At 50.1% G+C, this 5122-nt stretch carries 7 protein-coding genes; all 7 read right to left on the reverse strand.

The features are described 5' to 3' along the window. On the reverse strand, window positions 1-776 hold a 776-nt coding region (locus PG722_RS12955; RefSeq protein ID WP_270580790.1), incomplete at its 3' end, for a VapE domain-containing protein. Further along, window positions 745-1389 (reverse strand): CHC2 zinc finger domain-containing protein, encoded by a 645-nt coding sequence (locus PG722_RS12960; RefSeq protein WP_025544160.1) that lies wholly within the window; start codon window positions 1387-1389, stop codon window positions 745-747. The genes PG722_RS12955 and PG722_RS12960, both read right to left, overlap by 32 nt. 66 nt (window positions 1390-1455) lie before the next feature. Next, entirely contained in the window at window positions 1456-3030 is a 1575-nt protein-coding gene (mobQ, locus tag PG722_RS12965) for a MobQ family relaxase (protein WP_008394607.1), read from the reverse strand. Between the two features lie 186 nt (window positions 3031-3216). Continuing rightward, on the reverse strand, window positions 3217-3555 hold the full coding sequence (locus PG722_RS12970) for a helix-turn-helix domain-containing protein (RefSeq protein WP_003509323.1): 339 nt from the start codon (window positions 3553-3555) through the stop codon (window positions 3217-3219). 525 nt (window positions 3556-4080) lie between these two features. Continuing rightward, the gene (locus tag PG722_RS12975) at window positions 4081-4377 is read right to left on the reverse strand and encodes a DUF3847 domain-containing protein (RefSeq protein WP_270580782.1); all 297 of its coding nucleotides are present in this window, start codon (window positions 4375-4377) and stop codon (window positions 4081-4083) included. After that, entirely contained in the window at window positions 4370-4711 is a 342-nt protein-coding gene (locus tag PG722_RS12980; RefSeq protein WP_118657063.1) for a DeoR family transcriptional regulator, read from the reverse strand. The genes PG722_RS12975 and PG722_RS12980 overlap by 8 nt, the downstream gene beginning before the upstream one ends. Beyond that, complete coding sequence (locus PG722_RS12985; RefSeq protein ID WP_144101507.1) at window positions 4708-4896, reverse strand: hypothetical protein; 189 nt, start codon at window positions 4894-4896, stop codon at window positions 4708-4710. Before PG722_RS12985 ends, PG722_RS12980 begins: the two co-directional genes overlap by 4 nt. Between the last annotated feature and the right edge of the window lie 226 nt (window positions 4897-5122).

The raw sequence follows: 5122 nt of genomic DNA on the forward strand, positions 1-5122 counted from the left end.
CCAAACACGCACTGACGGGGGCGGTCTGCCGGGTGAGTTTCATAGGGAATTTTGTAAACCTCTTTCTGGCGGCTTAGAAAGGACTTGATTTCCTCAATGCTCTTGGCATTGGCGGTTGCCATCATTTCCGACATTTCAATTATCCAGTGACCTTGCAGCTTGCGGTACACGTTATCATCGTCCAGCTTCCGCAAATCATCGGAAAACCACTCGTCCCGGACTGCCAGCAGCCGGAAGAAGGTGGATTTGCCAGCCCCCTGACCGCCTACCAGACACAGCATGATTTCAAACTTGCTTCCGGGCTTAAATGCCCTTGTAATCGCCCCCAGCATGAACAGCTTCAAGGCTTCATAGGTGTAATCGTCCACATCAGCTCCCAGAAAGTGCCGCAGACAGAAGCGGATGCGCTCAGTCCCGTCCCATGCAAGGCTGTTCAGAAAATCCCGGATGGGGTGGTACTTATTCTCATTCGCCACAATCCCGATGGCGGTTTCAATCTTTTTCTCACTGGTAAGCCCGTAGGTTTCCTCCAGATAGAGAAGCAGATACTTCATGTCCGTATCGGTCAGGGCTGTGCTTTCTCTGTGAAAACCGATGGGCTTTATGATGTCCTTGCGGTCGGTCAGGATGTTGTAGGCGATTGCCCCGGCAAGCACAGGGTCACGCTGGAATACGGTCAGGCAGTTCCGTATGCTCTGGCGGACGCCGCCTTTCTCGGTGGTTTCCAGAGTTGCCTTTACTTCCTCAACGCTCTGGGGCGGCTGCATGGCGTTCATGGTGTTTTTTAGTTCTTGCTGCGTCTGCGGCTGCAAGCTCTGCCATTCGCTGTTCAAGCTGTATCACATCCTTTCCGTAGTCCATAATCAAAACCGCTTTTTCCTCTGTCTCCCCGAACAGCAGCACATCCAGCAGATATTCCACATGGGCTTGCTTCTGCAAGGCTTCCACGAACCGGGGATGAAACGCTTCCTCCGGGGAGTGCGGGGCATAGTCGGTTTTCCATACCCGTAAGAGGTGTAGATAATCGGCAAGGACACGGAAGCAATGTGCCTTTGCTTCCCGGAACTGTTCTTCCGGGGATTTCTGCCGGGGCTTGGGCTTCCTTGCCCTGCCCGGTGGCTTCCAGTCCTCATAGGCAAGCCCGAAGTCACTCGCCAACTGTGCGGCGGCTTCCTTTTTCCCCAGCCCGTACAGGGCAGCTACAAAATCAATCACATCCCCATCTGCACCACATCCGAAGCAGTGGAAACGCTTGTCCAGCTTCATGCTGGGGGTCTTATCGTTGTGGAACGGGCAGCAAGCCATCCCGTTTCTGTTTACCCGGATTCCGTAATGCTCCGCAGCCTGTCTTGTCGTAACGGACTGCTTCACAGCTTCAAATACATTCAAATCAATTCCTCCTTGTAAAAAAGAAAAGGCACTTATCATTCTCAATCTGAAAATGGCAAGTGCCTGTTAAAGTTCCATATCCTGTTGTTTGTGTTTCGTCTGCGCCGGGGCGTTTTTCTGTGCTTTCTTCTCGTCAGCCTTATCCTGCAAGACTTCTTTGAGGGGCTGCTTCTTGGGCGGCTCTTTGCTTTCCTCTGTGCCGGGTGTGGCTTTCCGTACCCAGTAGCGGATGTCCCGCAGCTTCTTCAAATCTTCCTGCACCTCGGTCAACGGTACTTTCAAGTCTGCGATTTCGCCCACAAGCTTCGCCTGTTCCTGCAAAAGCTCCTTTTTCGTGCTGTCCTTATCATCCGGGTGCTTGGCAAGGTAGGCACTGGCTTTCTCAAACCGGGCAACCTCCGGGTGTTCCAGCTTGAATTTTTCCTTAGTTTTCTTGAAAAATATCTTCTGGTATTTCTCATAAACGGGCTTACATTCCTTACAGTCCGTCCGGGCGGCAAGGATAGCGTCAATCACGTTGCTGCGGGTTTCCTTTGGCTTCATCTGCTTTCGGTAGTCGGCGGCAGATTTCCCGGACGTTTCTATAAAGTTTTCCAAATCCTCCACGGTGGAAAGTCCCTTTCTCTGAAGATAGGACAGGGCTTCGCTGACTGCCTTTAAGTCTTTGGAAGTTCCACGGTTTTGTCCCGCCCGTGTCCAGTCGCTCCGTTCTGCCTTTCGTACCTCCATGTACTTCATCAACAGATTGGGAAGAAATACCGCTTCCTCCGCAGCTTTTTCCGCAAGCAGTTCTTTTCGTTTTTCACTAAGCTCGATAATCCAGCCTTTGAGATTTTTAATAAGCTGCCGGATAGACTTCATCAGGCTGTTGGCGGCTTTGATTTCCCGGTTCAGATTTCCGATGTTGGTCTGAATCCCTCGCTTTTCCATCTGCCGGACAGCAGCACCCTCATGGACGGTAGGGATAATATCAAGCCCCTGTCTTTCATAAGAACGGAGATCCACCCGCTCCGGGCGGTTGTTGGCTTCCAGATAGCGGTTCTGGATGATCTCCCATTCATGCCGCCAGATTTCACAATACTTGCGGTCGTTCCAGTCAACCGTATCTTCCTTGTGACTTTTCCATCTGCCGGACGGAAGTTTTATCCGTTCCCCGTTCTCGTCAAGGTCATAAACCTTGCGGCTCTTGGGAAGCCATTTCCCATGTTCATCCATTGCCCGCATAGTCAGCATGACATGAGCGTGAGGGTTTCCGTCCCCTTTGTCATGGATGGCAAAATCCACGCACATTCCTTTGGAAACAAACTGCTGATTGCAGAAATCCCGGACAAGGGCGGCGTACTGGTCGGGCGGTATCTCTCTGGGGATGGTAAGCACCCACCGCCTTGCAAGCTGGGAATTCCATTGCTTCTCCACCGCTTCGGCGGCGTTCCATAAAGTATTGCGGTCTGCATACGACCGTGGGGCATTTGCCGGAAGCAAGATTTCATTGTGGACGATACCACGCTTTTCCGGGTAGTGCTTCACTTCCTGATCGTATCCACAGAACAGCTTTTCGCCGCTCTGGTAGGCAGCGGCGGCAACCGCAGACTGCTGTTGGCTTCGCTGCACAATCGAGATTTCGTTGTGTGGACAGGGCATTTCGTGTCCCTCCTTTCGGTAATTGGTGGATGGGGTGGCGTTTTACCACCTCATTTGGGGCAGAAAAAAAGCAGGAGACCTTTTCAGATTTCCTGCTCGGTGGTGCCGCCGGTGGGCGGCTGGTATTCAGTTTTGAAAGTTCGGGTCAGGGTGGCCCGATGATGAAATAAAATATCTGCATGAAGATTATTCAACTTCTTTTAGTAATTCTTCAACAGAAATACCGTAAAGTTTTGCAAGTGCAAAAAGATTTGATGTGGAAGGGTCGGATGTTCCATTTTCCCATTTTGAAACAGCCTGCCTGCTAACACCAATCGTTTCAGCAACAAATTCCTGCGTCATTTTGCACTGTGTTCTGTGTACTTTGAGTGCTTCACCCAACGATTTCCTCACTACGGATTTTTCCTGCCGTACATCTTTTGAATGGATATATTTGAGTAATGCACGAACAATAAGGGTAAGCAAACCAACAAAGATACATAAGAAAATTATTCCAACGATTATCATAAATACGGTTACTTTCATTTGACCACCTCCTAATGTTGCTGTTGGCTTCATTTCTCTGTACGGATATATTTAAGCAATGCACGAATAACAAGGATAAGCAAGCCGACAAAGATACATGAGAAAACTATTCCGACTACAATCATAATGATGTTTACTAACATTTGGATGACCTCCTTTCTTTGTTGGCTTTATTCTATCTGAATTACCGTGTTGCTACCACCAACTATCAAGCAATTATCAGTTGCATATCGGTTGCACAATGATAGCGTTCTGTTTTTTGACCTTATTATACTAAATTACCGTAGATAAGGATAGCTCGACTGATAAAACTTGCTGGACGGGAACAGCTTGCAGCGCAAGGTGTTTCCGGGCGGCAAGTCCACAAAAGGGTAGCTGGCGACAGCCAGCGCAGGGGAAGCGTAGCGTCCCCTGTATGATTTGGAGCAGACCATGACTGCGGAAAATCACAGCCCTCCGGCGAGGAGCCTTCGGAGAACGCAATGCACCAACCTCTGGGTGGTGTATAATTGCGCCCTTAGTAAACTAAGGGGTTTCCGGCTTCTCCCGTTCCAGCAGTTTCTTCAATAGTTCCTGCGTGTCCTGCCTGTGAAAAATGAGTTTCAACAACAGCATGACATCATCGTCTGTCAGGCGTTCCGGCTCTTGCAGAAAACTTTCCAGCATACCGCCACGGATACAGAGCCGGTGCGTCCGTTCCTTTCGGGTAAGCTGCTTCAACTGGTGCTGCAACGCCTTTTCATCATTGATGGCTTTCCGCAGTTTCTTTTCGCTTTTCTCCAGCTCACGGTTGAGCTTTTCCAGTTTTGAGGTATCAGGCAAGGGCAGCGTCCTCCTTTCCCGGTATCAGCACATAAATCCTGTTTGGTTCTCCAACGCCCTGACGCACCCGCATGATAAGTCCGGCGATTTCCAGTTCATTCAAAGAACGCTTGACCGTCATGGGGCTGCGGGACAAGACTGCGGCAATGGCTGTAACAGGGAAGCAGACAAACAGGATTCCGTTCTCGTCCTCCTGCCCTTTGGATAGCATAGCGTCCAGCATCCGGCAATACATGACCTTTGCGGTGCTGCTGACTGGAAATCCTGTCAACGCTCTGGGGAATGGCATACAGGGCGGCAATGGTGTGTCTATCGTCATAAATTCAAAATTCATTCGGTGTGTTCCTCCTTTTTCTTTGCTCGTTTGGATAAATAATGGGGGCAGTCAACCACAACCGCCCGGAAGCTCTGCCTGCACCCATGCTGGCATTTCCGGCATAATTCGTTGTAAGTGACACGCCCCCGGTCATTGAGGTAAAAGGAAAGCTCATGCTTCCTCTTTTTGCTCATTCTCGGCATATTGCGCTTCCTCACGTTTTAGTGTATGGTTTCGGGGCGATTTTCGGCAAAATTACAGCCATAGAGCCGCTTAAAATCTCCCGAAGTATCAGCGATAGGGTAGACTATCCCCCTATCAGATTGTCGTGTTTCGGTATCATTTCGGTGTCAGTTCGCCAGTTCTCCCCGGTGTCGTTCCTCCCCTGAATCTCACAGCGGCGTATCGCTCCCTTTGGTATGCTCGTTT

Source organism: Butyricicoccus sp. OF27-2pH9A (assembly GCF_027693185.1).
In the GTDB taxonomy this organism is placed as follows: domain Bacteria; phylum Bacillota; class Clostridia; order Oscillospirales; family Butyricicoccaceae; genus Agathobaculum; species Agathobaculum butyriciproducens.

What these genes read in the sequence shown, in the direction of transcription:
- mobQ (WP_008394607.1), bottom strand. Translation starts at nt 3,030, where the DNA reads ATGCCCTGTCCACACAACGAAATCTCGATTGTGCAGCGAAGCCAACAG.
- PG722_RS12970 (WP_003509323.1), bottom strand. Translation starts at nt 3,555, where the DNA reads ATGAAAGTAACCGTATTTATGATAATCGTTGGAATAATTTTCTTATGT.
- PG722_RS12980 (WP_118657063.1), bottom strand. Translation starts at nt 4,711, where the DNA reads ATGAATTTTGAATTTATGACGATAGACACACCATTGCCGCCCTGTATG.
- PG722_RS12985 (WP_144101507.1), bottom strand. Translation starts at nt 4,896, where the DNA reads ATGCCGAGAATGAGCAAAAAGAGGAAGCATGAGCTTTCCTTTTACCTC.